Consider the following 25,523-nt stretch of genomic DNA (forward strand, 5'->3'; position numbering starts at 1 on the left):
CGGTTCGGTTGATAATCTTTTACTGAGTGGAAATAAAGAAAATACTTTCCACCGTATTATGTTGAAGGAGGAATTAATTATGGCTAAATTTGAACTACCAGAATTACCTTATGCTTATGATGCATTAGAGCCACACATCGACCAAGAAACTATGAAGATTCACCACACGAAACACCATAATACGTATGTTACGAAGTTAAATGCTGCACTAGAGGGGCATTCTGATCTTCAAGACAAATCCCTAGACGAACTACTTCAAAACCTAGATTCTTTACCTAGTGACATTCAAACTGCTGTAAGAAATAATGGCGGTGGTCATGCTAACCATACACTTTTCTGGACAGTCCTTTCACCAAACGGTGGCGGTGAGCCAACAGGTGAACTTGCTGAGAAGATTAAAGAAGCTTTCGGTAGCTTTGACCAATTCAAAGAAGATTTTCAAGCAGCAGGCGCAGGTCGTTTTGGCTCAGGATGGGCTTGGTTAGTCGTTAAAAACGGTCAATTAGAAATTACATCCACTCCAAACCAAGACACGCCAGTTATGGAAGGTGTAACGCCGATTCTTGGTTTAGACGTTTGGGAGCATGCTTACTACTTAAAGTATCAAAACCGTCGTCCAGATTACATTAATGCATTTTGGAATGTTGTCAATTGGGATGAAGTAAAAAAGCGTTACGAAACAGCTAAGTAATTATTATATAGTTTTTAGAAGCTTGTACCATTTTAGGTGCAAGCTTTTTCTTTTTGTTTTAATTGCATAAGCACTTTCTTATTGCAAAAACTACCCTTAGAAACGAGGGAGTTGTATGTTGTTAAACCGCCTAGGACAAGATGTTAGTGATCATGAACGAAAAAATTTATATTTGTTATTAACTATTGGTTTGTTATATACATTAGGTATTTTCCTATCTAATATATTTGTCAATATCTTTCTTTGGAAACAATCAGAGGACATTCAAGTCGTCGCTTGGTACAACTTATTTATAGCTTTATCCCAAATGATTATTTATATTGTTTTTGGAAAATGGGCAAAGAAGATTGACCGGATTTTAATATTACGAGCTGGAATTATTTTAATTTCTATATTTTTTATATCAGTCTTAGCGTTCGGTGAGAATGCGGCTCAGTTTAATTATTTACTTGGTTCTTTACTAGGTGCTGGGTATGGTTTTTTTTGGTTAGCATTTAATGTTCTGACTTTTGAAGTGACTGAACCTTATACGCGTGATTTCTTTAATAGCACTTTAGGAATGTTACAGTCAGCAAGCGGGATGGTTGGACCGATTTCAGCTGGTTTTATTATCACAGTTCTCGAAGGTTATACAGGATATTTAACGATATTTTTTATATCATTTATTTTATTTATTCTAGCTGTTGTTTGTAGCTTTTTTATTGAAAGAAGACAAGTGGAAGGGAATTATTCATTACGTGTAGCTATAAATGAACGAAATAAAAATCCGAATTGGAAAATGCTTTTAAATGCTCACTTTTTTCAAGGGACGAGAGAAGGAGTCTTTTTATTTTTAGTTGGTTTATTAGTTTATATGGGTACAACGAGTGAAATGACAGTCGGTATATATAACTTTACTTATGCTGTTACGTCATTATTAGCTTATCAGCTAGTTGCAAGAGTGGTGACACCATCTAATCGAATCAAATTTATTACAGTCGGTGTCATCAGTTCATATTTATCTGTTTTTTGGTTGTTAATATCGGATGTACCGTATGAATTTTATATTTATGGAGCAGTTATAGGGATTGCATTTCCACTATTTTTTGCTCCTTATATGTCAATTTCTTATGATGTGATCGGTCAAGCTAATCAAGCGAGAGATTATCGGATTGAGTATATTATTTTAAGAGAAATAGCTCTAAGTTTTGGAAGAGGTACGTCATTATTATTGTTTATAGTTGGCTTGCTGTTTATAGAACAATCAACTTGGATCCAATACGGACTTGTTATATTTGGTGTTGGGTATTTGATTGTTAATTTATATCTTGCCAAAATTGTCCGTTATAGTTCGGACTCTTAAGGAAAAGTGAAGCTTAGATCAAGAGAGAGATTAAGATTAATCCTTTATACGTCTGATCACAAAACTGTACCAATCTTCCCTTATCTGCTTTTAAAAAAAATGCTATAATATGAATAGCATTTAAGGGGAGGAGCTAATCTTTTGAATAAAAATAAAAATAAATCACATTTACCTCTTCGCTTAAATTTATTATTTTTCTTGATCTTTTTATTGTTTTCGATGCTAATTTTACAACTTGGTGTCGTTCAAATATTATACGGACAAGATGCTCAAGAGGAAATTGACCGAACAGAACAAGACACATCTCAAACACCTGTTCCTAGAGGGAGGATGTTTGATAGAACTGGTGAGTTAATTGTTGATAATGAACCTGTATTAGCTATTACTTACACACCACCTAAGCATGTACAACCTGAAGATAATTTAGAAACTGCAGAAAAATTGGTGGATTATATAGACTTAGACTCAGGTTCAGTTACACAAAGAAATATGGAAGACTATTGGATTTTGAAAAACTTTGATGAGGCATATGAACGCCTAACTCCTGATGAAAATGAATTAAATGATACAGAGCAGTATTATGCTGTTTTAGACCATATTACAGATGATGATTTAGATGAAATTACAGATGAAGAAGTTGATGTCATTGCCATCTTTAGCGAGCTTAACCAGGCGAGTGAATTAACACCACATATTATAAAACGAGAAGAAGTATCAAATGAAGAGTATGCGATTATTGCTGAGAATCTAAATAAATTTCCAGGGATTAATGTAACGACTGATTGGGATCGGAGCTATTTGTTTAATAATACATTTAGAAACTTTTTAGGTGGGATTACCACTGCCACTCAAGGGATTCCAAGTGATGAGCTGGACTACTTCATGACTCGTAATTATAGCCGTAATGACCGCGTTGGACGTAATGGCTTAGAAGATGAATATGAGCTGTATTTATCTGGTCAAAAGGAAGTTCGCGAGCACATTACAGATTCAAGTGGAAACGTTATTAGTAGCGAGGTAATTCGTGAAGGTGAGCGAGGAAAAGATCTGGTTCTTACTGTTGATATGGAGTTACAGCAACGTTTAGATGAAATCGTAGGGGAAGAATTAGCAGAAGCAATCGAAGAACAGCCATATGAAAATCAATATATGAATGAGGCATTAGCAGTTTTAATGGATCCGAATACTGGAGAAATATTAGCGATGTCTGGTCAAACTTATGATCGTGATGCAGATGATGAAAGTGAACGATTAATTGATGAGTCATATCGAGCTATTTATGACGCTCACATGCCTGGATCAGTCATCAAGGGCGCAACTGTGTTAGCTGGTTTTGATGCTGGTGTTATTTCACCAGGTGAGGTAATTCAAGATAGAACGATCCAATTACCGAGAACAGAACAAGGTGATTCTACGTTTAGTTCACATAATACGTTAGGGAGTATGGATGATATCGGTGCACTACGTGAATCATCGAACGTTTATATGGGCTTTATTGCGTTACGAATGAATGGCGAAACAAGGCATCAGTATGATTTTAGAGGTACAACGATGGTCCAAAGTCAACAAGCTTATCGAGATTTACAAAACTACTACAAACAATTCGGTTTAGGCGTTGAAACGGGAATTGATTTACCTTATGAATCGAGCGGATATGAAGGGCCGAATGATAGCCCAAGTCCAGGTTTACAAATGCAATATGCGATTGGACAGTTCCACTCATATACAACATTACAGTTAGGCCAATACGTATCAACGATTGCTAATGGTGGATATCGAATTGCTCCTTCTATTGTCCGGCAACTCCATAGCTCTGGTGATACGAGTGGGTTAGGGCCATTGTACTCATCTACTGAACCGAAAGTTTTAAATCGAATTAATATGGAAGATCGTTATTTAGAGCGTGTACAAGAAGGATTTAGGCAAGCGTTTCAGTCTAGTGGCGGTACTGGAAGAAGCTACTTTGGTGATAAAGATTATGACCCTGCAGGAAAAACAGGTACTGCTGAAACGGATTTATTTGAAGATGGAGAAAAGATTGCAGAGGTTAACAATATTAATCTAGTCGGGTATGCCCCTTTTGATAACCCAGAAGTCGCGTTTGCAGTTGTCGTTCCACATACGGGTAAGAATTCGAATCATTCAACAAACTTAAGAATTGGAGAGCGTGCATTAGATGCTTATTTTGAGCTTCAAGAAGAACGACAAGGGACTGCTGAGGAAGAATTAGAAGATCAAATTGAAGATGGTGAAGAGGAACAAGAGGAGAATTAAGACACTGTAAATGAATAATATATGTAAACCAGTCGGGGTTGATTTTAAGCCTCGACTGGTTTTATTTAGGCTCTAAAAAACATGATCGTAGCCAAACTAAAAACATTGGTATATTTGTTTATCCGAAATAATATAATCAACAGGGATATCATAGTCATCGTAAGGAATTGACCTAACAATTTGTTCTTCCATAGCAATGGATAGTTTAGTGTTCGGATAGTTTGTTAAGTAACGATCATAATAACCACCACCATACCCAATACGAAACCCACTATGGTCAAATAACAAACCAGGAACGATCATTAAGTTAATTTGAGAGGGTTCAACCAAATAATCATCTCTTTCTTTTGGTTCATATAAGTCAAGATACACATTTTCTAGTTCTAAATCGTTTGTGAACTTAAAAAACTTCATGAGATGACCTTCATGAGGGTAACACTTCGGAATGACGACTTCTTTTCCTTCTTTCCATGCTTGTTTAATAATTGGGTGAGTATCAAGTTCGATTTGTCTAGAAATTGTTATGGCAATTGTTTGAGACTTGTTCCAAAAATCTGTCTTAAACAAAGTGCTACTGATCGCTTTAGCTGCTTGTTCTTTATGCTCTATACTTATGTGATTCAATAAGCGTTTACTTAAAGTCCTAAACGAATGTTTGTACATATAAAATCTCCTAAAAGAATGATTTATTGAACAATTATAATTAAGGGTCATTTTACCTGTGGTATAACTTATCAGTATGGTGAAAAAATATTAAGCCGTTAAAATAGGGTGTTGTTCCAGTAAAGAGTTTGTCTATTAAAACTTGGGTTTTAGTAGTATTGTGATGATTGAAGTTGGCAGCTTCTATTACTTAAAAAAGTAAAAGCTAAAAAGAGATTCACAATATCAACAACAGACATTAACATAACCAAATATAAAGAAAAACAGCAGGGAGTCCCTACTGTTTTACTTCGTTTCACGGTGTAACGTATGACGACCTAATCTTGAAGAGTATTTTTTCAACTCTAAACGGTCAGGGTTCGTACGTTTATTTTTAGTTGAGATATAATTACGATCACCAGTCTCAGTGCAAGCTAGTGTGATTTGTACACGCATGCTAATTCCCTCCGTTTCTACATATCTTTCAATTTGACTTAATTATCATACCAAAATTGACACAAACTTTCAACCTTCTATAAAAGCGGATTTACAATAAACTAATTTCTCTTCTTTTAAATAAAATGATAAAATATAGCTATGAAATGAAAAAGTAAGGGTGAAGATTATGATTTATGTATTATTAACATTATTAGTTACAAGTATAGTTTTGCTCGTTATTTCTTTTTTTATGAGTAATCGCTTTAATGAACTTGAACAGGAAATCGAGCAATTATCAATGTCACAAATACAAGAACAATATGTGATTAAAAATAAATTAAAAGTGCTAGAAGAAGAGCTTCTAACGGATACTTTAGACTTAAGTGTAAGTAGTGATTTATCAACCCCAGGTCATACTGATACTCATCCAACTCAGTATAAAGGCAATCGAAAAGAGCCAGCTGTTGTTGTAAAGGTTAAGGAACTATATGAACAAGGTTATAGCGATCAAGAAATAGAATCACAAACTGGACTAAGTCAAAACGATATTAAGGTGATTATCCAACAAAAGACTAACAACGAGGCATTTGCTTAAGCTATGTAGAAGAAAGGAACGGTTTGTGAAATATGAGACCCATCGTCATGTCATTTTCATTAGGGATTTTATTAACAACACTTATTGTCGGTGTTACTTATTTTTTTGAAAGTCATGAGCAGCACTCTTCTTTTGAAGTCGATACAGAGCATCTTGAGTTCACTGAGGAACAAGCAAGGGAATTAATCGAAAGCTCTGAGAAAGTTATGGTAACTGAAGAGGAATTGAACCAATATAAAGATTATGAACAAGAAAATATAAGTTTAAAAGAACAGATCAAACAATATGAGGATGAATTAGAAAATCAAGAAGGTCAAATAGGTCATGATATTTTTACACTTGAAATAGAAAGTGGGATGAGCACTCGAAATATTGCAGACTTACTAAAAGAAGAAAATATTATTGAAGATGCTACAGAATTTGTAGAGTTTTTAACAGAAAATGATTATAGTCGTCAAATACAAGTCGGACAATATGTTGTTACATCAGCCATGAGTGATCAACAAATAGCTATTACGATTACCAATTAAAAGAGAAAGGGGGGAGTGGTTTGTATATAAGTGAGAAATATACCATGTTGAAAGTGATTGATCATTTGATTAATCAAAAATTTGAAGTTCGTTATATTTCTAATGACCGAGATTTATACATTTTAGAGAAATATGAAAATCAAACAAGTCATGTCATTTTATTAAACCAAAAGCAATTTGATTGGGCTAATCACTTAAAAAGAGATATAAATAACAAGGTCGATTTTTTATTTAAGAAAGTAAGAATGCTACGTGGTCGTAAAGTTCATTATCATATCACTTATTTTGCGGACTTACCCCCCGTAGATTATTGGGAAGAAGTAAGAACAACGAACCAAGTAAAAGATCGTAAAAATAAGCATTTAACAGTATATTATTTTAATCAGGGTGATAAAAATGATGAATTAGAGCGGCTTAAGAAAAACACAGAGCAAGAAGCTACATTTCATCAGAACCTTGAATTACAGCCTTACTCTGAAGAATTAGATCGCCAAACAATCTATTTGGAGCAGAAGATTGTTGGTTATCATAAAGCAAAGGAAAGAGAGTTCAAGGAAGTATTCTTTTTCGGAAAAACAAAATTGACATACTTTCTGATCATGATAAATTTATTAGTATTTGCCTTAATTGAATTAAATGGAAGCAGTACAGATACATTTCACCTTATAGATTGGGGAGCTAAATTTAACCCTGCTATAAAAGACGGTGAATGGTGGCGTATTTTATCCTCGATGTTTTTACATATTGGTGGATTGCATTTATTTATGAACATGTTAGCTTTATATTTTTTAGGTGAAGTGGCTGAGAAGATTTACGGTACGAAACGTTTTTTGTTTATTTACCTTTTAGCAGGCATTTTTGGAGGGTTAGCAAGCTTTGCTACCAATGATGCCGTTGCAGCTGGTGCATCAGGTGCTATTTTCGGTTTGTTTGGTGCCTTATTATTTTTCGGGTTAAATTATCGAGAGTTGTTCTTTAAAACAATGGGAACCAGCTTATTAATCATAGTTGGAATAAATATTGTATTTGGATTTACAGTTCCCCAGATTGATAATGGGGCTCACTTAGGTGGTTTAATTGGAGGTTTTCTTGCTGCACAAATTGTTCAGCTTCCTCATAAAAAAGGAAGAGTTAAACCATTAATAGCCACTATATTGTTTGTATTGTTAACTTTAACGATGAGCGTTTATGGTGTTAATCATGCTGAAACATCTGATGATCCACAGGCATTAGCGCTCATTGCACAAAAGCATATAAATGATGGTGAATATGAACGGGTGATAAATCAATTGTCTTCTTCCTTAGATGATGGTAGCGAGCATGAATACTTATATTTTTATCGTTCAGTAGCCTACATTGAGATGGGTGAATTGTCTAAGGCTGAAAAAGATCTACATCAAGCCATTACCTTGAATGAAAGATTTTCTGAAGCCTACTATAATCTAGGTGTCTTATACGAACAAAGAGGAGAAAGAAACCAAGCGCTTGAGTATGTTGAACGTGCAATGGAATTAAGTTCTAATCAAGAACAATATATTGACTTTTACAATGAACTAACGGATTTTTAGAAAGGAGAAGCAAATGAACAGCTTCATAGATGTACAAAAACTTCTTAAAAGCTTTGGTGTTTTTGTATACTTAGGAGACAGAGATTCTGATATACTATTAATGGAAGAAGAGGTTAAAGAATTATACAAAAATAATTTAATCTCAACAGATGAATTTCAAAAAGCTCTTTTAATTTTGCGAACTGAAAAGAAATCGTAATAAAAATGTAGTTGTAAGATGTTTGAAATGGTGGTAAAAAGGGTATTGGAATTAATAAGTTTTTTGAAACGATTCTCTTTATAATTACGTCTAATTTAGGGGAGAGTTTTTTAGGGGAAGTGGAGGGACACTTATGCATCGCGTAAAACAGATTCCGTTGTTTATTATTGCGGCGATCTTAGTAGGAATAAAAACTTACATTGTATATAGATTTTATTTTGACTTATCGATTGAGTCAGCTTTTCAGGAAATTATACTAGTTGTAAATGCTTTTGCTATTAGTATGTTTATTTTCTCTATTGCTGTATGGTTAAAACCTAAAAGTCAAAAACGCTTTATTATAACGACATCGATCGTTTTATCAGTCATTATTATGGCTAACTTAATGTACTATCGAAATTTCACTGATTTTGTAACGGTTCCAACTTTATTCCAAGTTAATAATGCTGGAGATTTAGGAACAAGCGTTGTTTCATTAGTATATTTTTCGGATCTATTGCTATTTTTGGACGTTGCTTTAATTATGACGTTCATGAAATTAAACACATTTAAGCTAGAACAATTCTCTAGTGTGTTTAGAAGACGAATTATCTCAGTCGCTATGACGGCTGTTGTCATTAACTTAATACTTGCAGAAATTGAAAGGCCAATGTTATTCCAAAGAGGTTTTGATCGAGAGTATTTAGTTAAGAATGTTGGTTTACCAGTATTTCATGGTTATGATATTGTGATGACCACCTCGACTCAGTCCAAGCGTCTATTTGCTGATGGGTCTGGAATTGATGAAATCGATGAATATGTTAATGAGAATGTTAGAGAAAAGGAAGCCCCTGTAGATTTAACAGGTATTGCAGAAGATCGAAACATTATTTACATCGCTGTAGAATCAATGCAAACATTCTTAGTAGACGAAACACTTCATGGTGAAGAAATCATACCATTTATAAATGAATTTAAAGAAGATAGTTATTACTTTGATAATTTTTATCACCAGACAGGATTAGGTAAAACATCGGACCATGAATTTCTTTTAGACAATAGTTTGTATCCCTTGCCAAATAGTGCAGCATTTTTTACTCATGCACAAAATGAATATAACTCATTACCAAAAATAATTAAAGAAGAGCTAGATTATAATTCGTATGTTTTCCATGCGAATAACGAGAGTTTTTGGAACAGAAACGTTATGTATGACTCATTGGGATATGAAGAGTTTTTTGATGTCGAGTCTTATGAGTTTGATGAAAGTGATGAAATTGGTTGGGGACTTAATGATAAAGATTTTGTAGATCAAACGGTTGATTTGATAAAGGATTTGGATGAACCATTTTATTCAAAAATGATCACTTTAACTCACCATTTTCCATTTGAAATGCCTGAGGAAGAAGCAACAATTGACCAATTTGATTCAGACTCTGTTACACTTAATCAATATTTTCAAACAGCAAGATATACTGATGAAGCACTTGAGCAGTTTATCGACCAGTTAAAAGAAGAAGGTATTTATGAAGATTCAATAATTATTATGATGGGTGACCATTACGGTATTAGCTCTTATCATAATGATGCAATGGCTCAGTTTTTAGGTGAAGATGAGATTACACCTTATGATGAAGTGAAGTTACAACGTGTACCGATGATTGTTCATATACCAGGTCATGAAGACACAGGTACCATCTCAACACTTTCTGGCCAAATTGATTATAAGCCAACAATGTTAAATATGTTAGGAATAGAAAACCAAAACGATATCATGTTTGGTAATGATCTTTTCTCACAAGATCGTAAAGATTTCATTGCATTTAGAGATGGTCGTATTGTAGGCGAAGATTACATTTACGCTTCTGGCAACTGTTATGAAAACTCTTCAGGTGAAATTATTGAAGAAGCTCATTGTGACACAATGCGCGAACAGGCTGAACAAGAGTTGAATTATTCAGATGAGATCATTTATGGAGATCTTTTTAGGTTTTATGACTTTGAGCAAGGCGAAATTGCTGATGAAAATGAATCATAATATAAAATTGACCCACTCTATTATTTGAGTGGGTCAGTTTTTTTTAGTATTGTTATGTTTATAAGTAGCTTTTAGTAGGTGAACTGAATGACTAATCATATATTTCAATTTAATCAAGTGAATCGTTTAATCTTAAAAGATGTGAATTTTAAGGTTAATGAAGGGGAACGTTTAATCATATTTGGCCCATCAGGGTCAGGGAAATCGACATTGTTACATCTGTTTAATCGTATGGATGATCCAGATCAAGGTGAAATATATTTTCAACAACAATTGATTAATGATTATGATATTCCTCAATTAAGAAAGAAAGTGGGGCTTGTTTTACAACAACCCCATTTATTTCCAGAAACGGTATTAGATAATTTAAAGTTTGGTCCAAGTATGTTTGATGAATGGGAAGAAGAGAGGGCTTATCAGCTGTTGAATTATGTTAATTTGCCAAAAGAGTACTTAACTAAACCTGTAGAAGAACTATCAGGTGGTGAACAACAAAGGGTTTCTTTAGCTCGTACTTTAGCTAATAAACCAGATGTATTATTATTAGATGAACCAACAAGTGCTTTAGACGACCGGAATATTGAAGCAATCGAAGAAGATCTCATTAACTTAATTGAACAACACAGTTTAACAGTTGTTATGGTGACACATAGTATGGATCAAGCTAAACGAATAGGGACAAAGGGTTTATTCATTGATGAAGGACAAGTTATAGAATTTGGTGATATTGCTCAATTATTAGAAACACCCAAAACGGAGGAACTAAAGAACTTTTTACACAAATCATAAATTCTTTAGGAGGCCATCATGGAGCGAGATATTCCAACATATTCACTTTTATTACTAACTGTTTTTGTTATGATTCCATTCACCATTGCTTACTTTTATCAATTAGGGTTAAAAAAAGATATTATTTGGTCTACGATTCGAGGGACATTGCAGCTGTTTCTGATCGGTCTCATATTAACTTATTTATTCGACTTGCCACCTCTAGTAGGTATTCCAATTATGTTAACTGTGATTATTATCGTTGCAACGTTTCATGCTCGCAAAAAAGGAAAAGAATTGCCGTATATATTCATTACTATTTTAATTGGTTTAATTTCAGTAGAGCTAATTGTCCTAGCTATGTGGTTAGGTTTTGATATGATTTCATTTACACCTGAAGAAGTCATTCCTATGAGTGGTATGGTGATTGGAAATAGCATGGTTGCTATGGGATTAGCGTTAGAACGTCTAAAGTCAGAGTTTGAGCAGAACCGCGGAAAGTTATTGGCTGCTCTATCTTTAGGAGCAACACCCAAGTATGCTGCTCATATGACGGTTAAAAAAACATTAAACGCTGCATTAATTCCTAATATAGATCAATTAAAAACTATCGGATTAGTACAATTACCAGGGATGATGACAGGATTAATTTTAGGTGGAGTAGCGCCGATTGTAGCGATTAAATATCAACTGGTCATCTCAATTAGTATTTTCTCATCTGTCTCTTTGAGTGCTATTTTTATTTCTATGGTCATGTATCGTTTCTTTTTTAATAAACAAATGCAATTACTTAAGTTACAAGACATAAAAAAGAGCGGCTAACAAACTGATTGTTACGCCGCTTAAGTAAAACTATGAGGTAAACAATTGACTATAAATTGTCATTACTGAATACCAACCAAAAAGAAAAAGTGATGCAGTTGCAAAAGCTACAGCGAAGAAGTTACGAGTCTTTAATTCACGTATAACTGCAAATGCACTTAAGATTGCTACAACTAGCATCATAACTCCAAATACGAATTCTCCTACTTGCATGTCTGTTCCTCCTTGAATGAAAAACTTGCTCTTTGTTATGATTACATTGAAACTAAGAAATTATCCGTAAGATTTCTCCCTTATATTTTATATAAAAAGTAGTGGCATGTCGAGTGATTTCAATAAAAATAAGCGAAAAAGGTGGAACGTTTTGTGAACTATTATATTTTCTCACTTGGATTATTAGGTACAAATTGTTATGTAATTGAAAAAGAAGGTAGAGCTTTAGTTGTAGACCCTGGTGGTGATACGGATCAGTTAATTGAATATTTTCAAGAACATGACATCATCCCAGAAGCGATTTTATTAACTCATGCCCACTTTGACCATATTGGCGGAGTAGAGGAGTTAAGAACATACTATAAAATTGATGTTTATATGCATGAACTAGAAAGAGAATGGTTAACAAATCCAGATTTAAATGGGTCATCAAGGTTTCAAGTTGGTCGTATAAGCTCAAATAATGAAGCGGAACATTTCTTGGAAGAAGGTCACTACAATATAGGTGGCTTTGATTTTGAAGTGTTACATACACCCGGCCACTCCCCTGGTAGTTTATCTTTCTGGTTTGAATCTGATCAAAAATTAATTGCCGGTGATACGTTGTTTCAAATGGGCATTGGTCGCACGGATTTACCGTTCGGTGACCATGAAACATTGATTAACGCGATCCGCCAAAAAGTCTTAGTTTTACCTGATGATACTGAAGTATTACCAGGCCATGGCCCTTTGACAAAAGTTAGTACTGAAAAAGTAAAGAATCCATTCTTGTAATGGTTAATGTATGACATGAAAAAAGCTCAACCCCTTAAAAAGGGTTGAGCTTTTTGCAGTTAGGAAAATCCTACTGCACCTAAGTACAAGTAAGCCTATGTTTTTTTCTAAAATTTTTCTTGCCACACGCAAGTTTTCTTTAGTGAGCAAAACCTGGCTCTAATAGGAATGTTACGTAATAAGTAAAACCTACCATAAAAACAGTTAAGTATGCACCAAAAATATACATATAAAGGCGTTCCGATAGGTTTAAGTAACCAACTCCTAAAAAGAAGATCGTCTGTGCTAGAAATAATACGGACATTCCAATATAATCTCCTGCATAAAAAAGAACAGTAAAGATACCAGTCCAAAATGCTAGAACACGAAACATACGATCCATGTCTTTTCCTCCTTTGTACAGGAACTCATCAGACATATTATATACGATGTATTAAATAATGTAAATGAACATTTTATGAAGCGATAAAACTGGGCCACCAGGATTCGAACCTGGGAATCACGAGACCAAAACCCGTTGCCTTACCGCTTGGCTATGGCCCAATCACAGTTGTTATTATAGAACAATTGCTTAGTTATTATACATCATAGTTGTAAAATGTTCATAAGTATAATCATTATTTGTATTAACCACCATTCTTAATTCAACTTCTTGATTATTCAATACTTCGTAAACGATGCTGACTTCACCTGTCTCATACTCAAAAACCATATTTTCTTCGTTGTTTGTTGAAATTACATTGCTATGCCCAAAATCAAAAATAGCATTATTAATCAAGTTTTGGATCGTGAGTTGTTCATCACTCCAATTTAGCTGCTCTTGTTGATAATGAGCTTGTGAAAATAATATTACTAAAGACATAGAGAATGTCAATAAATAAAAGACAAGAGTTGGAAAAATTAAACCATGATCGTTCTTAGTATGATTTAATATTATGGTGGGTATAAACTTTCTCAACCTGCTCCCCCTCTCTTATATAATGGACTTTAAATGCTGTATCATTTAAATCTTCAATAGAGTAATGATCAACGTCGAACATGATAACCTCATGGCCTTGATGATTTGAGCGCCTTCGAATTAAATCATTGTATTGTTCAAATGTAACAATATTTCCATTTGCTCGAACAAAGTGTAATTGGTTATTAGTTAATCTAATTTCAACACTTCGGTTAAGTTCAAAGGAGATCAAAAAATCCATTTGCCTTATTTCTAATTGATTAGAGTCGTACAAATGAGATAGGTCGGCTAGTGGTTTTGTGAAGTAAAACATTATAGGCAAAATCGTGATTAGAATAGATAAAGCAATTAAAGAGGTTAATAACGTAAATCCATTATTATTTTTAACGACTTGGGATATGTCTACATAACTTTTCTTCAGTCTCATTTGTGTTCACCCAACTTATACAAACGACGATTTGTTTGTTTTTCTCTTCTATTTCGATATTATAATCATTATAGTGGTCGCTTTCTTTTGAATTACTGATCTTCTCAGTTACAACTTGTTCCGTTTGTTGATGTAATAAGTGATAAGCGTTTTGACGTAACTCTATGTCTGTTTTATATTCATATAAGTGAACAATAAATGGAAAAAGCACGCTCATCATGATGATGAAACAAGAGAGTGAGAGGAGAGCATCTTGTAAAACAAAGCCATCTTCATGTTTTAGTAACATAATATCTTCCTTTACCAAATGGGAACGTAATCAGAAATTCATTTTCATCTATTATTAGTCTGAAGCTACCTGGGCGAGTAATAGAGCCTGTTGTGTTGAAGACAATTCGGTTATTTATAGCAGAAGTATTGAGGCGAATGTTTTCATCAAATTTCCTTTCAACTAAAGGAGGATTGAAAGGATTTTCATAAATTATATAACCGCTATTTGACGAGTTAAACAACAATGTTAAACGGCGTTGATGAAGAAGAGTGTACTGTTGAATGTAAAACACATCTTGCTCAAATGTTTCAAAGAATTGATTTTCAGCTCTGTTTTGATCAATTAGCTTAATCGCATTCCATGAAAAGTGGGTAATTAATAGAACAATGCTTAGAACTAATAATATTTCAATCAACGTAAAACCTTGGTTATTGAAATTATTTTTAATCATTAATGGTGACACTACCATCACTATTAATAGTTAATGGTCGACTGTCTGGACAAGTTGATTCATCTATATAACCTTCCTGTTTTAACACGCTAATATCTGATGGGTATTCACCTTCATCAAGCTTATATAATTGAACTTGTGATTGGACAAGGTCTATATAAGCTTCACACCCTTTTTCATCTACAAAAGTATTATGTTGAATCACATTCGGAATTGTTAGTAATAGAAGAACAGAAATTATCAGTAGTACAATTAACATTTCAATTAGTGTAAATCCTTTTTCATTTTTTAGCATAAATATTCACCTCTACATATAATTCATAATTTGAAACATGGGTATTAAAGTTAAAATGTAAATAAGGATAATCATAGTGCCTAACACTCCATATAAGATCGGTTGGATGGTGAAGATGAGCCGTTTTGTTTTATCTTCTAATGAGGCTAGTGCGAGTGATGAATAAGCTTTTAAATCTTCCATCAAGGTCCCCTGTTCAGCGCTTCTTAAAATTAAAATCTTGAAATCGGGTTCAAGAAGACTTAAGTCATTAATCGCTTTGGATAAAGTTGCACCTTCTTTTAGTTGATCAATAATTTGGTTTGAGTAATACTTTAGAATGGGTAAGTCATTTTGTTTACTGATGATGATTAGTGCCTCTTTTAATGTTTTTCCGTTATTCATAATTGAAGATAAGTGATAGGAAAGTTGTGCAGTAGTGGATAGTTTTATATATGGTTTTAGAATAGGAATCCGTTCAATCACCTCCAATTTATTTCTTAAATCAGCTCGTTTGTTATATAAGTAAAAAGAGATGCTCAAGACAGTAAGCAATGAAGCGCCAACAAATATGAAGGTTTGAAATAAAGAAATCACGATATTGAGCCAAAAATTGGAGCTGTCGTTGCCAAAACTGTCAATAACTTGGTTAAACATCGGTAAAAGGAAGGTACTCATACAAAAGAAAATCACCATTGAAAAAGTCAATAAAATTAGGGGGTATCGCATAATTTCTTTCAGTTTTTTTCTGAAATCTAACCTCATTTTTAACATGTTATGGCAGTTTATAATTTGTTCTGTCATTTGACCTGTTTCTTTCGAAAAATACAAAAAGGCGATAACAAACGGGTGGAAAGAAAGTTTTCGAAAACAATTTTCAATACTTTCTCCAGTTTGTAAGAGATGAACAAATTGCTTCGCCAAGTCACTATGTTTAGGGTCATATAACATAAATTCTAATGAACGTCTTAATGTGAAATGGTTAGATAATAACTTTGAAAGTCGGTCTAAAAAATCAACTTGTTCAATCAATGGTATTGATGGTTGTTTTTTCTGGATTAATTGTATACCCATAAGCATAAGCTTTTCTCCTTAAATGTTGGAAAGTAATAAAACGGTGACTGTTTTCAGGAGGGAACCCGTTTATAGCTCTTGTTAAGTCTTGACCTTCTAGCAACTCAGCAATGGCTGCTCTACCTTGTCCGTTTTTTCTTTGGATTGTTTTCGTGAGTGGAACTAACTCTTGTGAAGCAATACCTAATAATACTTGATGTAATTCGGTTTGTGTTAACCCCATTTCTAATAGCCTTTCAATTGTCCCATGGGCATTTTTTGCATGGATGGTTGTTAAGACTAAATGACCTGTAAGTGCTGCTCGAAATGCAAAGTGTGCTGTAGACTCATCACGAATTTCTCCAACTGTAATAATGTCAGGGTCATGTCTTAAAGCAGCTTTTAGCCCTATATCATAACTAAAGCCAGCTTTTTCGTTAACTTGGACTTGTAATATTTGATCAACTGAACGTTCGATTGGGTCTTCTAAAGATATTGTTTGATACCCATAACGTTTGATCGCTTCTTTCATTAAGGCAAACATGGTAGAAGACTTACCACTTCCTGTTGGTCCAGTGAATAGAAGTATTCCAGATTGATTGGTAATCCATTTCAAAAGTGTTTCAGATTGATTCGGAAATAAAAATAAGTCTTTTAAATTAGGGGTTTGATAATTTGGTAACACTCTTATAGCCAAACTTTCTGTTAAGGAAAGCGGTAAAGTTGATAACCTTAAGTGATAGGAATCTCTCTGATTTGAAAAGGTAAGTGTACCGTCTTGTGGAATTCGGTTTTCAGCTATATCCATACCAGAAGAAAATTTGTAGTAACTTAATAATGTTTGATATTCTTTTAAGATAAGACGTTTGTAAAACCAGCGATAGCCATTTATTCGGAAGTATGTGGGTACTTCTACTTCCTCAGGTGAAAAATGAATATCTGTTGCTCCGTGTTTTATAGCGTCATGTATGATGTGCTCAGACAGACTTTCCGGTTTCACTTAGTGACTCCTCCTTTAATTTAATTTACGATAGTTTAACTTTAAAATTTCAGATGTGAAAATCTAGACTTTTACCAAGTAGGGGTAGCAGTGAATCGGACTCTTTAAATAGGCAGGTGTGAAAATTGACTTCAATTGCATTAATTGGTTTTATGGGTTCTGGAAAATCCACGGTTGGAAAGATGTTAGCCAGACAGTTAAAAAAGCCTTTTTATGACCTTGATCAAGAAGTGATTAATAAAGTAGGTATGGAAATACGTGACATTTTCAGTAAGTATGGTGAGTCATATTTTCGTGAGGTTGAAAGTGATGTGTTAAGTTCCCTACAAGTTAATAATTGTATTGTAGCAACAGGGGGTGGAATAGTAGAGTCTGAGGATAATCAGCAAATTTTAAAAAGCAAGTATTTAACTTTCTGGCTAAAAGCAGACTTTAATACGATTTCTAACCGCCTAATAGGTGACAAGGCACGACCACTATGGAGTCAAGATCGTGATAAAAAAATGGATTTATTCAATAGGAGACAACTATTGTATGAAAGGTCATCGAATAAGGTGATTGATGTGAATGATCTTGAAATTAAAGAAACTACCGATTTGATCCTGCGCTATATATATTTTTATACACGGTTTTATAATTCGAGTCAATATGACAAAAAGCTTTAAGTTTTGGCTAAACAAAGATAAGTAGAGGTTTTAGTTATTTTTATAACCAAAACCTCTACTTACTTGCTTATATTCGACTTAAAAAAATCTCGAAATTTAATGAGAAATTAGCTTTTTTGTGCTTTCATTAGATAAGTAAAAAAGACCTCCATTGATCCAATTCATTTCAACTTTTGGATAAAGCCTTTCATAAATTTGTTCTTTTGATTGTTCGAAAAATTGATGGTCTTCTTCATTTTGTAAATCAGTTAATTCCTCTAACATGTTTAATTCTTTGTTATATAAATCAATAGACTTTTGAGTGAACTCAATTGTTTCTTGTTCAATACGCTTTTTTAACTCATTTGAAATGTGTTCTATTGATCGTTTAGGTGAAATGATATATGGAATTTTGTAAGCATAATCAGGGACATGTTGTGTGAAGCTTTCTTCTATATTTTCCTCCATCCAATCAAACCTCATCGTTCCATTGGTTAATAAGATGCCAACACTTACTATTTCATCATGAGTATGCCAGCCTTGATATTTAATTTGTAAATTACAGACAAACCAAGGGTATAAGGGGGTTCGGTTCAATTCGTTATTAACTTTTTCATATAAAGTGGTGTATTGACCTTCTTGTTTAATGACATTAAAAATTTGTTGAAGTCTTGGAGAACCAAAGTGAATCCATTCACCATCTGAATCGATATCTTCTTTGGATTTAAAGGATACCGTCATTGGCTCTCCACTCCATCCCATTGTGTTGACATATTGCCAGTAAAATGGACGGTTCATTAATTGTTGGTCTAGGTCTTTGGTTAACTTTACCGTTAATAGCCCTTCTTCACTATTTATGATCGACGCTTGCCTTTTTAAAAAAAACTTATATAGAAACCCGTGTATTTCAGCTTGTCTCATCTTTTAACTCTCCTTGATCTTGTTCACTTTGGATAACTGAAATTAAATTATCGATTTTGATTTCGGCTTCTTTAGTTGATTGTGATTCGTTCATTATTTCAGCAACTTCTTCTTCAAAACTACTAGCACCAAAGCTACTTAAAATTTGATCAATTTCTCCAATAACACCTTCGAATAGTGATAATTTGTCATAAAGTAGGTTTAGAATTTCTTCATCAATCGTGTTGTTTAAAACAATGTAGTAGATATTAACTTCATCTTTTTGTCCGAAGCGGTGAATACGACCGATTCGCTGTTCTAACCGCATTGGATTCCAAGGTAAATCATAGTGAATCATATTTTTGCAAAACTGTAAATTCAACCCCTCTGCTCCGGCATCAGTTGCAATTAATACATCGGCATTATTTTCGAACAACTGTAACATCCATTGCTTTTTACTTTTTCGAAAGCTGCCATTATAAGGTACTGCACTGATCCCATTTTGTTGACATAACCACTGTAGATAAAGTTGTGATGATTTATATTCAGTGAAGATAATAACTTTATCATCTAATTCTTTAATCAGCTCAATGGTTCTTAATGCTTTAGAGTGATTCGGTAGTTGTTCGATTGAGTCAACTATGTGTGAATCTTTCAATCCTTCTTGTTTCTTCATTGATAAATAACAAGCTTCCCTACTAGAGCAAAACTCTCTAGATAAGGTGATATTGGTTAATGTATGCGATGTTTCAAGGGATTGTAAATCATTGTAAATTTGTTGTTCTTCTTCAGTAAAATCAACATGTATCGTTTGAATATCCCGGCTAGCCCAATTGTCTTGAACGTCACTTTTACGTGAGCGGACCATGGATTGTTTAATAAGTGTTTGGACTGATTCATAGTGACTCTTCTTAACTTTTTCTTTAAAAATTCGTTTATCACCTAATAATCCAGGGCGAACAATCTTCATTAAGTGATAGATTTCATCAATCTTATTTTGTATAGGTGTTGCAGTTAGTAGTAAACAATAAGTCGATTTAAGTTGCTTAACAAATTGATAGTTTTTTGTTTGTGCATTTTTTAATCGGTGTGCTTCATCGACGATCAGTAAATCATAGTCTTGTTCAATTAAGTGGGAGGCATGTGGCTCTTTTTTAGCCAGATCAATAGAAGATATTACAATATCATAAGCTTCCCACGGATATGAACGGTGTTTAGCTCTTGCAGGAATGAAAAACGTTTGATTCATTTCATACTCCCATTGTCGAATTAAAGAGGATGGGACTAAGATTAATACTTTTTTAACTAGTCCTTTAATCATCATCTCTTTTAGAATGACACCAGCTTCTATCGTTTTACCTAACCCTACTTCATCTGCAAGAATTGCTCGTCCATGCATATGAAATAAAACCTTATCTACAGCCTCACGTTGGTGGGGAAGTAGTTCAAGGTTTGGTAAGTATTTTAAGGAAGTTAATTCATTTTTATCAGTCATTGATAATTGACTAAGTTGATATGCTTTTGTAAATGTGTCCCAATCACTGTTAGTTTGATCTTGAACTTCTTCAAGGACATTGTATAAGTTATCAACATTAATTATAGGCTTCATATAAAATCTCCTAACTAAAATAAACTTTATGATGACGCTTACACATCATTTAAGATTGTGGTATAATGTCATTTAGAATTTAATTCATACTTTTTGTACAATTTAGGAGTGTTTAAAGCATTTCATTGTTTTATTATGCTCAAAAAAATGAAAATTATCAGCGAATGATTACAAGGGGAGAGCTCACAGCCAAGTGACGCCGACGGAGCAAATACGAAAGTATGAATCTCTCAGGCAAAATGACTCTTGTATGACGCACCTCTGGAGAGAGTTTGTCGTCATAAGACGCGATAAACCACCAAAGATGTAAGCATTGAACTTGCGATGTGAAACTTTCAGGTGTCAGGACAGAGAGAATGCCAAAGCTTATTTGGCATTCTCTTTTTCGGTTTGTAGACACTATTTTACTGAAGCTCTAATTATTATTTTGGACTGTTTTTAACAAATGCATGAATAATTGTTGAAAATCTAACGGTGATAGTAGAGCAAATCTTAAATGTAGGGGGTAAATGAAATGGGAGAATTAAAGAGAACACCAATTTTTCCTGAATATGAAAAGTTAGGTGCTAAAACAATTGATTTTGGTGGCTGGGATTTACCTGTACAATTTTCTAGTATTAAAGAAGAGCACCATGCAACAAGGGAAAATGCTGGCTTGTTTGATGTTTCTCATATGGGTGAGATTGCTGTAACAGGAGTAGATAGTGAAGCATTCCTTCAAAAAGTCGTAACAAACAATGTTAGTAAATTAAAGGTTAACCAAGCACAATATACAGCTATGTGCTATCCAAATGGTGGTACGGTTGATGACTTTATTATTTACAAACGTGATGAAGATGATTATCTATTAGTTGTGAATGCAGCAAATACAGAGAAAGACTTCGATTGGCTTATTGAAAATAAAGAAGGTAATGTTCAAATTGAAAATATTTCTAATGATTTTGCACAACTGGCTTTACAAGGGCCAAAAGCAGAAGCGATTCTACAAAAACTTACAGATGAAGATTTAAGTGAGATTAAATTTTTCCGCTTTAAAAATGATGTTCAAATTAAAGGTGTAGAACATGGCGCATTAGTATCGCGTACAGGTTATACAGGAGAAGATGGGTTCGAAATTTACATTAATGATGCATCTGGGCCAAAGCTATGGCAAGTTATTTTAGAAGCAGGTGAACCTTTAGGCTTACAAGCAATTGGACTAGGTGCTCGTGATACGTTAAGGTTTGAAGCGAACCTAGCTTTATATTCTCAAGAGCTAACAAAAGATATAACACCTGTTGAAGCGGGCATTGGCTTTGCGGTTAAAGTGAATAAAGAAGTAGATTTCATTGGTAAAGAAGTATTAAAAGAACAAAAGGAAAATGGCCCTACTCGTAAGTTAGTGGGCATTGAAATGATTGATAAAGGCATTCCTCGTAATGGCTATGAAGTGTTGAAAAATGAAGAAGTAATTGGCTTTGTTACATCTGGGACACAATCACCTACATTAGGTAAAAATGTTGGCTTAGCGTTAATTGATGTCCAGTATGCAAATGAAGGTGAAAAGCTAGATGTCAAGGTAAGAAAAAGAACATTGACAGCTAAAATTGTTCCAACGCCATTTTATAAAAGAAAGTAAGAGGTGAAAGTATATGCAACATCGTTATATTCCTATGACAGATCAAGATCGAAAAGAAATGTTAGATACCATTGGTGTCTCATCAACTGAAGAGCTTTTTCAAGATATCCCAAAAGAAGTGCGCTTTGAAGGTGAATTAAATATTAAGCCTGCAAAATCTGAGTATGAGTTAACGAAAGAATTAACTGAACTAGCTGAAAAGAATAGTCACTCGAATTCTCATACATCCTTTTTAGGTGCAGGTGTATATCAACACTACATCCCATCCATTGTAGATCATGTCATTTCTCGTTCTGAATTTTATACGGCTTACACGCCATATCAGCCTGAAATTTCACAAGGTGAATTGCAGGCAATCTTTGAATTCCAAACGATGGTTTGTGAAATGACGGGAATGGAAGTCGCTAACTCTTCAATGTATGACGGTGGGACAGCACTTGCAGAGGCTGTAAACTTAAGTGCTGGTCAAACAAAAAAGAAAAAAGTATTAGTTTCTAAAGCCATCCATCCTGAATCTATGGATGTCATTTATACTTATGCTAAAGGTTTTAATTTAGAAATTGTTGAAATTGATCACCAAAATGGCTTAACTGACTTAGATCAATTAAAGTCCGAATTAGATGATGAAACAGCAAGTGTCGTTATTCAATATCCAAACTTCTTCGGTCAAGTAGAACCATTAAAAGAAGTCGAAGCCATGTTAGAAGACCAAAAGAAAACAATGATGATTGTTTCAAGTAACCCACTAGCATTAGGGTATTTAACACCACCAGGTGAATTTGGTGCTGACATTGTTGTTGGTGATACACAAGTATTCGGTATTCCAACACAGTTTGGTGGGCCTCATTGTGGTTATTTTGCAACGACAAAGAAATTAATGCGTAAAGTGCCCGGGCGTTTAGTCGGTCAGACGGTCGATGAGGAAGGACGTCGTGGCTTTGTTTTAACTTTACAAGCTCGTGAACAGCACATTCGTCGTGATAAAGCGACTTCAAACATTTGTTCAAATCAGGCTTTAAATGCATTAGCATCATCAGTAGCTATGACAGCTCTTGGTAAAGAAGGTGTCCGTGAAATGGCTGAACTAAACATGAAGAAAGCACGCTATGCAAAGAAGTCATTTGAAAAAGCAGGTTTTGAGACGTTGCATGATGGAGCATTCTTTAATGAATTTATCGTTAAATTAAATAAGCCTGTATCAGAAGTGAATGAAATGTTGCTACAAAAAGGCTTCATTGGTGGTTATGACTTAGGTCGAAACAATTCAAGTCTTGAAAACCATATGTTAGTAGCTGTTACAGAGGTTCGATCGAAGGAAGAAATCAATCAATTTGTTAAGGAAGTGGGTGAAGCTAATGGCTAATGAGCAAGATTTTTCAGTGATTTTTGAATTAAGCAAAGAAGGTCGTAAAGGTTATCATTTACCTGACTTAGATGTAGAGGACCTTAATCTTGATGAAGAGTTTTCTAATGAATATATACGTAAAGATGCCCCAGATCTACCAGAGGTAAGCGAGCTGCAAATTATGCGTCATTATACAGCGTTATCAACACGTAATCATGGAGTTGATTCTGGTTTTTATCCTTTAGGTTCATGTACGATGAAGTATAACCCAAAAATTAATGAAGATATTGCACGAATTCCAGGGTTTAGTATGGTTCATCCATATCAAGAGGAAACTTCTGTTCAAGGTGCATTAGCGTTAATGTATGATTTACAAGAATCTTTAAGTGAAATTACGGGAATGGATTCTGTTACATTACAATCTGCAGCGGGCGCACAAGGTGAATGGACTGGTCTAATGATGATCCGTGCTTTTCATGAGGCAAATGGTGATGATCACCGTACAAAGGTTATCGTCCCTGACTCAGCTCACGGAACAAACCCAGCATCAGTTACAGTAGCAGGTCTTGAAGCGGTTACTGTTAAGTCAAATGAAAATGGATTAGTCGACCTAGAAGACCTAAAGCGAGTAGTCGATGAAAATACTGCTGCTTTAATGTTAACGAACCCAAATACGCTAGGTTTATTTGAAGAGCACATCTTAGAAATGGCTAAAATTCTACACGATGCAGGAGGGCGTCTATACTATGATGGTGCTAACTTAAATGCCATTATGGGTTATACACGTCCAGGTGACATGGGCTTTGATGTTGTACACTTAAACTTACACAAAACTTTCACTGGTCCTCACGGCGGTGGTGGTCCTGGTTCTGGACCGGTCGGTGTAACTAAAGAACTTGCACCTTATCTACCGAAGCCATTAGTTTCTAAGCGTGATTCAGGTGAATACTTCTTTGAGTATGACCGTCCACAATCCATTGGAAGAATTAAGCCTTATTATGGAAACTTTGGCATTAATGTTCGTGCGTATACGTATATCCGTTCAATGGGACCAGATGGCTTAAAGCAAGTTAGTGAAAATGCGGTCTTAAATGCGAATTATATGATGCGCCGATTAGAAGAAGAATTTGAACTACCATTTAATCAGCATTGTAAACACGAATTTGTATTGTCAGGTAAGAACCAGAAGAAGATGGGTGTAAGAACACTTGATATGGCAAAACGTCTATTGGATTTTGGTTACCACCCACCAACAATCTACTTCCCATTAAATGTTGAAGAGGCGTTAATGGTTGAACCGACTGAAACAGAAGCGAAAGAAACTTTAGATGAGTTCATCGATGCCATGATTCAAATTTCAAATGAGGCAAAAGAAGACCCAGAGAAAGTGCAAGAAGCACCACACACTACGGTTGTAGATCGTATGGATGAAACAACAGCGGCAAGAAAACCAGTCTTACGCTTTTATCGTGAAGAATAAACATTAAAATTAAAGCAGTTCAGTTTAGAGTGCATGTCACTCTAAACTGAACTGCTTTTTGTATTTTAACTATATATTTCCTTAGCAGGTATAATCCAATCAAACTTCAAGTAATTCGGATTCTTAATTAAATTCTTTCGTCCCAGTCTCTCAAATTTTAACTCATCTTGCTTTAATATGCTTTTTTCTTCACTTTGATTTTACCTGTCCACTTACTAAAGCCACCTTTTAATTGGTGAAGTCCTTCATAGCCATTTTTACGTAGTTTGTTAGCTGCTTTCATCGACCTTGAACCACGTTGACAGTATAGGTAAACAGGTTGGTCTTTTCTTACTTCGCCCATTCTTTGCTTTAATTGGGAAAGTGGAATATTACGTGCGCCTAAAACATGACCTCTTTCAAATTCCTTTGGTTCACGAACATCAATTAACTGAGCCTTTCTATAGCCTTCTTTAAACTGTTCCTCTGTTAAGGTTCTTAAATGCTTTTGCATACGCATGTTTCTAAATACAGCAAATAATATTAAAACAGCAATCGCAACAAGTATAATTAATAATGCTTCCATTATGCTTCCCCTCTTTCTTCTTGTTCAGTCCCATATTTATTATAAGAGTGTTTTG

Annotated in this window: 29 protein-coding genes, 1 tRNA gene and 1 riboswitch; of the genes, 15 read left to right on the forward strand and 15 right to left on the reverse strand. The window is 34.4% G+C overall.

The window, feature by feature from the left end:
- Positions 1–79: 79 nt before the first annotated feature.
- The 3 genes from ABDZ63_RS05595 (at position 80) to ABDZ63_RS05605 (ending at position 4,307) form a co-directional block, all read left to right on the forward strand.
- On the forward strand, positions 80–691 hold the full coding sequence (locus tag ABDZ63_RS05595) for a superoxide dismutase (RefSeq protein WP_343782316.1): 612 nt from the start codon (positions 80–82) through the stop codon (positions 689–691).
- Between the two features lie 115 nt (positions 692–806).
- A complete protein-coding gene (locus ABDZ63_RS05600) occupies positions 807–2,033 on the forward strand; it encodes an MFS transporter (RefSeq protein ID WP_343782317.1) in 1,227 nt (408 codons plus the stop codon).
- A gap of 141 nt (positions 2,034–2,174) precedes the next feature.
- Positions 2,175–4,307 (forward strand): peptidoglycan D,D-transpeptidase FtsI family protein, encoded by a 2,133-nt coding sequence (locus ABDZ63_RS05605; protein WP_343782319.1) that lies wholly within the window; start codon positions 2,175–2,177, stop codon positions 4,305–4,307.
- Positions 4,308–4,403: 96 nt separating this feature from the next.
- On the opposite strand, the gene ABDZ63_RS05610 is transcribed toward ABDZ63_RS05605, so the two are convergent.
- Together ABDZ63_RS05610 and rpmG are read right to left on the reverse strand one after the other, a co-directional pair.
- Positions 4,404–4,970: a 5-formyltetrahydrofolate cyclo-ligase gene (locus ABDZ63_RS05610; protein ID WP_343782320.1), complete on the reverse strand. Its 567-nt coding sequence runs from the start codon at positions 4,968–4,970 to the stop codon at positions 4,404–4,406.
- A gap of 285 nt (positions 4,971–5,255) precedes the next feature.
- Positions 5,256–5,405: a 50S ribosomal protein L33 gene (gene rpmG, locus ABDZ63_RS05615; RefSeq protein ID WP_343782321.1), complete on the reverse strand. Its 150-nt coding sequence runs from the start codon at positions 5,403–5,405 to the stop codon at positions 5,256–5,258.
- 169 nt (positions 5,406–5,574) lie between these two features.
- Between rpmG and ABDZ63_RS05620 the strand changes: the two genes are divergently transcribed.
- From ABDZ63_RS05620 to ABDZ63_RS05650, 7 genes are all read left to right on the forward strand, one after another.
- Positions 5,575–5,982 carry a hypothetical protein gene (locus ABDZ63_RS05620; RefSeq protein ID WP_343782322.1) on the forward strand — a complete coding sequence of 136 codons (408 nt, stop codon included), beginning with the start codon at positions 5,575–5,577 and terminating at the stop codon, positions 5,980–5,982.
- A gap of 47 nt (positions 5,983–6,029) precedes the next feature.
- Positions 6,030–6,512, forward strand: coding sequence for a hypothetical protein (locus ABDZ63_RS05625; RefSeq protein ID WP_343782323.1), 483 nt, complete (start codon positions 6,030–6,032; stop codon positions 6,510–6,512).
- A 20-nt stretch (positions 6,513–6,532) separates the two neighbouring features.
- A complete protein-coding gene (locus ABDZ63_RS05630; protein ID WP_343782325.1) occupies positions 6,533–8,080 on the forward strand; it encodes a rhomboid family intramembrane serine protease in 1,548 nt (515 codons plus the stop codon).
- A 13-nt stretch (positions 8,081–8,093) separates the two neighbouring features.
- A complete protein-coding gene (locus tag ABDZ63_RS05635; protein ID WP_343782326.1) occupies positions 8,094–8,279 on the forward strand; it encodes a YqgQ family protein in 186 nt (61 codons plus the stop codon).
- Positions 8,280–8,412: 133 nt separating this feature from the next.
- Positions 8,413–10,296, forward strand: coding sequence for an LTA synthase family protein (locus tag ABDZ63_RS05640; protein WP_343782327.1), 1,884 nt, complete (start codon positions 8,413–8,415; stop codon positions 10,294–10,296).
- An 87-nt stretch (positions 10,297–10,383) separates the two neighbouring features.
- Complete coding sequence (locus tag ABDZ63_RS05645; protein WP_343782328.1) at positions 10,384–11,085, forward strand: ABC transporter ATP-binding protein; 702 nt, start codon at positions 10,384–10,386, stop codon at positions 11,083–11,085.
- An 18-nt stretch (positions 11,086–11,103) separates the two neighbouring features.
- Complete coding sequence (locus ABDZ63_RS05650; RefSeq protein WP_343782329.1) at positions 11,104–11,886, forward strand: ABC transporter permease; 783 nt, start codon at positions 11,104–11,106, stop codon at positions 11,884–11,886.
- A gap of 30 nt (positions 11,887–11,916) precedes the next feature.
- On the opposite strand, the gene ABDZ63_RS05655 is transcribed toward ABDZ63_RS05650, so the two are convergent.
- The gene (locus ABDZ63_RS05655) at positions 11,917–12,099 is read right to left on the reverse strand and encodes a DUF2759 domain-containing protein (RefSeq protein ID WP_343782331.1); all 183 of its coding nucleotides are present in this window, start codon (positions 12,097–12,099) and stop codon (positions 11,917–11,919) included.
- Between the two features lie 153 nt (positions 12,100–12,252).
- Between ABDZ63_RS05655 and ABDZ63_RS05660 the strand changes: the two genes are divergently transcribed.
- Entirely contained in the window at positions 12,253–12,873 is a 621-nt protein-coding gene (locus ABDZ63_RS05660; RefSeq protein WP_343782332.1) for an MBL fold metallo-hydrolase, read from the forward strand.
- Positions 12,874–13,012: 139 nt separating this feature from the next.
- Here the strand turns inward: ABDZ63_RS05660 and ABDZ63_RS05665 are convergent, their stop codons facing one another.
- The 9 genes from ABDZ63_RS05665 to comGA all read right to left on the reverse strand — a co-directional run bounded on the left by ABDZ63_RS05665 (position 13,013) and on the right by comGA (position 17,307).
- Entirely contained in the window at positions 13,013–13,255 is a 243-nt protein-coding gene (locus tag ABDZ63_RS05665) for a DUF2626 domain-containing protein (RefSeq protein WP_343782333.1), read from the reverse strand.
- 89 nt (positions 13,256–13,344) lie between these two features.
- A tRNA-Gln gene (locus ABDZ63_RS05670) sits at positions 13,345–13,416 on the reverse strand.
- A gap of 28 nt (positions 13,417–13,444) precedes the next feature.
- Positions 13,445–13,735 (reverse strand): hypothetical protein, encoded by a 291-nt coding sequence (locus ABDZ63_RS05675; RefSeq protein ID WP_343782334.1) that lies wholly within the window; start codon positions 13,733–13,735, stop codon positions 13,445–13,447.
- 55 nt (positions 13,736–13,790) lie between these two features.
- On the reverse strand, positions 13,791–14,258 hold the full coding sequence (locus tag ABDZ63_RS05680; protein WP_343782335.1) for a competence type IV pilus minor pilin ComGF: 468 nt from the start codon (positions 14,256–14,258) through the stop codon (positions 13,791–13,793).
- Entirely contained in the window at positions 14,215–14,547 is a 333-nt protein-coding gene (locus ABDZ63_RS05685) for a hypothetical protein (RefSeq protein ID WP_343782336.1), read from the reverse strand. The genes ABDZ63_RS05680 and ABDZ63_RS05685 overlap by 44 nt, the downstream gene beginning before the upstream one ends.
- Positions 14,531–14,980 (reverse strand): competence type IV pilus minor pilin ComGD, encoded by a 450-nt coding sequence (gene comGD / locus ABDZ63_RS05690; RefSeq protein WP_343782337.1) that lies wholly within the window; start codon positions 14,978–14,980, stop codon positions 14,531–14,533. Before comGD ends, ABDZ63_RS05685 begins: the two co-directional genes overlap by 17 nt.
- Complete coding sequence (gene comGC, locus ABDZ63_RS05695; protein ID WP_343782338.1) at positions 14,973–15,275, reverse strand: competence type IV pilus major pilin ComGC; 303 nt, start codon at positions 15,273–15,275, stop codon at positions 14,973–14,975. The genes comGD and comGC overlap by 8 nt, the downstream gene beginning before the upstream one ends.
- Positions 15,276–15,287: 12 nt before the next feature.
- Positions 15,288–16,334, reverse strand: coding sequence for a competence type IV pilus assembly protein ComGB (gene comGB, locus ABDZ63_RS05700; protein ID WP_343782339.1), 1,047 nt, complete (start codon positions 16,332–16,334; stop codon positions 15,288–15,290).
- The gene (comGA, locus tag ABDZ63_RS05705) at positions 16,279–17,307 is read right to left on the reverse strand and encodes a competence type IV pilus ATPase ComGA (RefSeq protein ID WP_343782341.1); all 1,029 of its coding nucleotides are present in this window, start codon (positions 17,305–17,307) and stop codon (positions 16,279–16,281) included. Before comGA ends, comGB begins: the two co-directional genes overlap by 56 nt.
- 125 nt (positions 17,308–17,432) lie before the next feature.
- Between comGA and ABDZ63_RS05710 the strand changes: the two genes are divergently transcribed.
- The gene (locus ABDZ63_RS05710) at positions 17,433–17,972 is read left to right on the forward strand and encodes a shikimate kinase (protein ID WP_343782342.1); all 540 of its coding nucleotides are present in this window, start codon (positions 17,433–17,435) and stop codon (positions 17,970–17,972) included.
- A 96-nt stretch (positions 17,973–18,068) separates the two neighbouring features.
- On the opposite strand, the gene ABDZ63_RS05715 is transcribed toward ABDZ63_RS05710, so the two are convergent.
- Positions 18,069–18,872, reverse strand: coding sequence for a YqhG family protein (locus ABDZ63_RS05715; protein WP_343782343.1), 804 nt, complete (start codon positions 18,870–18,872; stop codon positions 18,069–18,071).
- A complete protein-coding gene (locus ABDZ63_RS05720) occupies positions 18,859–20,460 on the reverse strand; it encodes a DEAD/DEAH box helicase (RefSeq protein ID WP_343782344.1) in 1,602 nt (533 codons plus the stop codon). The genes ABDZ63_RS05715 and ABDZ63_RS05720 overlap by 14 nt, the downstream gene beginning before the upstream one ends.
- 164 nt (positions 20,461–20,624) lie before the next feature.
- A riboswitch (glycine riboswitch) is annotated at positions 20,625–20,716 on the forward strand.
- A gap of 258 nt (positions 20,717–20,974) precedes the next feature.
- Here ABDZ63_RS05720 and gcvT point away from each other — a divergent pair.
- From gcvT to gcvPB, 3 genes are read left to right on the forward strand one after another with little or no spacing between them, the layout of a single operon-like run.
- Positions 20,975–22,078: a glycine cleavage system aminomethyltransferase GcvT gene (gene gcvT / locus ABDZ63_RS05725; RefSeq protein WP_343782345.1), complete on the forward strand. Its 1,104-nt coding sequence runs from the start codon at positions 20,975–20,977 to the stop codon at positions 22,076–22,078.
- Between the two features lie 13 nt (positions 22,079–22,091).
- Positions 22,092–23,441, forward strand: coding sequence for an aminomethyl-transferring glycine dehydrogenase subunit GcvPA (gene gcvPA, locus ABDZ63_RS05730; protein WP_343782346.1), 1,350 nt, complete (start codon positions 22,092–22,094; stop codon positions 23,439–23,441).
- Positions 23,434–24,903, forward strand: a complete 1,470-nt coding sequence (gene gcvPB / locus ABDZ63_RS05735; RefSeq protein ID WP_343782347.1) for an aminomethyl-transferring glycine dehydrogenase subunit GcvPB — start codon at positions 23,434–23,436, stop codon at positions 24,901–24,903. The genes gcvPA and gcvPB overlap by 8 nt, the downstream gene beginning before the upstream one ends.
- 172 nt (positions 24,904–25,075) lie before the next feature.
- Here the strand turns inward: gcvPB and ABDZ63_RS05740 are convergent, their stop codons facing one another.
- Positions 25,076–25,468 (reverse strand): rhodanese-like domain-containing protein, encoded by a 393-nt coding sequence (locus tag ABDZ63_RS05740; protein ID WP_343782348.1) that lies wholly within the window; start codon positions 25,466–25,468, stop codon positions 25,076–25,078.
- Between the last annotated feature and the right edge of the window lie 55 nt (positions 25,469–25,523).

Source organism: Alkalibacillus silvisoli (genome assembly GCF_039521975.1).
Classification (GTDB): Bacteria; Bacillota; Bacilli; order Bacillales; family Alkalibacillaceae; genus Alkalibacillus; species Alkalibacillus silvisoli.

Bases quoted from the DNA above. Each gene is read 5' to 3' on its own strand.
- ABDZ63_RS05595 (WP_343782316.1), top strand. From the start codon at position 80: ATGGCTAAATTTGAACTACCAGAATTACCTTATGCTTATGATGCATTA.
- ABDZ63_RS05600 (WP_343782317.1), top strand. From the start codon at position 807: ATGTTGTTAAACCGCCTAGGACAAGATGTTAGTGATCATGAACGAAAA.
- ABDZ63_RS05610 (WP_343782320.1), bottom strand. From the start codon at position 4,970: ATGTACAAACATTCGTTTAGGACTTTAAGTAAACGCTTATTGAATCAC.
- rpmG (WP_343782321.1), bottom strand. From the start codon at position 5,405: ATGCGTGTACAAATCACACTAGCTTGCACTGAGACTGGTGATCGTAAT.
- ABDZ63_RS05620 (WP_343782322.1), top strand. From the start codon at position 5,575: ATGATTTATGTATTATTAACATTATTAGTTACAAGTATAGTTTTGCTC.
- ABDZ63_RS05625 (WP_343782323.1), top strand. From the start codon at position 6,030: ATGTCATTTTCATTAGGGATTTTATTAACAACACTTATTGTCGGTGTT.
- ABDZ63_RS05635 (WP_343782326.1), top strand. From the start codon at position 8,094: ATGAACAGCTTCATAGATGTACAAAAACTTCTTAAAAGCTTTGGTGTT.
- ABDZ63_RS05640 (WP_343782327.1), top strand. From the start codon at position 8,413: ATGCATCGCGTAAAACAGATTCCGTTGTTTATTATTGCGGCGATCTTA.
- ABDZ63_RS05645 (WP_343782328.1), top strand. From the start codon at position 10,384: ATGACTAATCATATATTTCAATTTAATCAAGTGAATCGTTTAATCTTA.
- ABDZ63_RS05650 (WP_343782329.1), top strand. From the start codon at position 11,104: ATGGAGCGAGATATTCCAACATATTCACTTTTATTACTAACTGTTTTT.
- ABDZ63_RS05655 (WP_343782331.1), bottom strand. From the start codon at position 12,099: ATGCAAGTAGGAGAATTCGTATTTGGAGTTATGATGCTAGTTGTAGCA.
- ABDZ63_RS05665 (WP_343782333.1), bottom strand. From the start codon at position 13,255: ATGGATCGTATGTTTCGTGTTCTAGCATTTTGGACTGGTATCTTTACT.
- ABDZ63_RS05675 (WP_343782334.1), bottom strand. From the start codon at position 13,735: ATGTCTTTAGTAATATTATTTTCACAAGCTCATTATCAACAAGAGCAG.
- ABDZ63_RS05680 (WP_343782335.1), bottom strand. From the start codon at position 14,258: ATGAGACTGAAGAAAAGTTATGTAGACATATCCCAAGTCGTTAAAAAT.
- ABDZ63_RS05685 (WP_343782336.1), bottom strand. From the start codon at position 14,547: ATGTTACTAAAACATGAAGATGGCTTTGTTTTACAAGATGCTCTCCTC.
- comGD (WP_343782337.1), bottom strand. From the start codon at position 14,980: ATGATTAAAAATAATTTCAATAACCAAGGTTTTACGTTGATTGAAATA.
- comGC (WP_343782338.1), bottom strand. From the start codon at position 15,275: ATGCTAAAAAATGAAAAAGGATTTACACTAATTGAAATGTTAATTGTA.
- comGB (WP_343782339.1), bottom strand. From the start codon at position 16,334: ATGCTTATGGGTATACAATTAATCCAGAAAAAACAACCATCAATACCA.
- ABDZ63_RS05715 (WP_343782343.1), bottom strand. From the start codon at position 18,872: ATGAGACAAGCTGAAATACACGGGTTTCTATATAAGTTTTTTTTAAAA.
- ABDZ63_RS05720 (WP_343782344.1), bottom strand. From the start codon at position 20,460: ATGAAGCCTATAATTAATGTTGATAACTTATACAATGTCCTTGAAGAA.
- gcvT (WP_343782345.1), top strand. From the start codon at position 20,975: ATGGGAGAATTAAAGAGAACACCAATTTTTCCTGAATATGAAAAGTTA.
- gcvPA (WP_343782346.1), top strand. From the start codon at position 22,092: ATGCAACATCGTTATATTCCTATGACAGATCAAGATCGAAAAGAAATG.
- gcvPB (WP_343782347.1), top strand. From the start codon at position 23,434: ATGGCTAATGAGCAAGATTTTTCAGTGATTTTTGAATTAAGCAAAGAA.
- ABDZ63_RS05740 (WP_343782348.1), bottom strand. From the start codon at position 25,468: ATGGAAGCATTATTAATTATACTTGTTGCGATTGCTGTTTTAATATTA.